This is a genomic window from Enterobacter cloacae complex sp. IR5422 (genome assembly GCF_049238165.1).
In the GTDB taxonomy this organism is placed as follows: Bacteria; Pseudomonadota; Gammaproteobacteria; order Enterobacterales; family Enterobacteriaceae; genus Enterobacter; species Enterobacter roggenkampii.
In genome coordinates this window covers 1-1,631 of the sequence record NZ_JBMKHT010000107.1, presented here as the reverse complement: position 1 = coordinate 1,631, position 1,631 = coordinate 1, and the positions used below count along the sequence as shown (strand labels likewise).

At 62.1% G+C, this 1,631-nt stretch carries 1 protein-coding gene; it reads right to left on the bottom strand.

All coding sequences use genetic code 11. The features are described from left to right. The coding region (locus ACOTXT_RS22420; protein WP_421625476.1) for a type VI secretion system Vgr family protein at nt 1-1,631 on the bottom strand (1,631 nt) is incomplete at both ends.

The following is a 1,631-nucleotide window of genomic DNA, read 5'->3' as shown; positions in this document are numbered from 1 at the left end:
CTGATATCCCCGCCCGCATTAATGGCGACGTTCTTCGCGGCCGTCATCTGCAGGTGCTCCCCGCTGGTCAGGGCCATTCCTTCCGGAGCGGACATCAGCAGCGCCTCATTGAGCGGCTTCAGCCGCTGCTCAAACATCTTTATCTGGCTGTCAACGTCCGCCTTCAGCGCCTGTGCCTGCTCCGCCGCGATTTCCAGCTGCTGCAGTTGCTGATTCAGCCGGTCGATTTCCTTCAGTGCAGCGTCCCTGTCCAGCGCTTCCCCCTGCGCCTTAGGCTGTGCATCCGCGCTGACAAACAGCCCTTTACCGGCACGTATCGTGCCCCACTCATCGGTGCGCAGCTCTGAGCCTGTGCCGCGACGCTGTCCCTGTGCGTCCACCAGGTGCCCGCTGTTCAGCTGCGTTTTGCCATACTCCGTGGCGAGCTTGATATGCTCCTCGCCGCGCTTATCCTCCATCCGCAGCTTGTTGTTCGCCGGGGTGCGCAGCACGTTGCGGGTGTGGTTGTCGCGGGAGACAGGGTCCGGATGTTCAGAATCGTGCAGGGCATATGCGATATACGGCAGGTCAATATCACCGTTGCTGTACGCTATCGCCACTTCGGTCCCGTCGGTGAGCGGTGTGTGCCACCCCAGCGTGTCTCCGGCATAAGGCTTCGCCATCCGCAGCCACAGGTAGCCGTACCCGGGTTCTGTCCCTTCCCGGTCGAAGTCGGGCTTCACCCGGTAGCGCCCCTGTTCGTCAAGGTGAGCGTAAATATCGTTCTTTTCCCGGCTCTCAATGCGGGCCGGAAGCGTACCGTGAATTTCCGGACGCGGGATGTCCGCCGGGCGGAAACAGTAACGCTCGGTGTAGGGCATGCCCCACACCGACACGTGCAGGCGGGAATCACGGGCTCCCCGGAAGGTCACAAGCGTGAGGACAACCCCCTCTTTCAGGGCCGTAATGACATCGCCCTGTGGCTCCAGCACCTGCCCGGGCGTGAGGTGGGCAGCATTGCTGAACAGGTGGATGCGGGCTGATTTGTTCAGTTCCCGCTCGTGGTAGATGCGGGCATAAAAGGCGCCGGATTCGGTTTCCGGCTCCGGGCTGGTGTCGTCACCTGCGTCACGGTAAGGCGCTGCGTAGCGGTAATGCTCCCCGGTGGTGACCGCATCGTTACGCACGCTGACCGTCGCATCCATCGGCGTGGAGGCAGTCCGGTAGTTGTAATCCCGCGTGGCGACGGTGCCGGTGGCAACCCTGTGCCAGGTCCGCACATCCCAGACCGATTCTGCCGCGCCGTCAAACAGGCCCGATGGCTCGCTGTAAGGCAGGCGCACGTCAAACCGGTAGTTCAGCTGGCTGTCGGCAAAAATGTACGTATCCAGACCGCGCACGTCGTCCATCTCCGTGCGCCAGTAAATCCCCACCTCAGACAGAATGCGCCGGATAAACTCCAGGTCCGTTTCCCGCCACTGGGTGATAATTTCACGCGGCGGGTAGGTGCGCTCCAGCCTGAATTCAAAATCAGGTCCCTCCAGCCCGTGTCTGCGCAGCACCTGCTCAACCACCTCAGGAACGGACTGGTTCTGATATACCGCGCACTGCCGGGTGTATCCCAGCAGCGCCAGGCGCGAACTGAGCGTAAG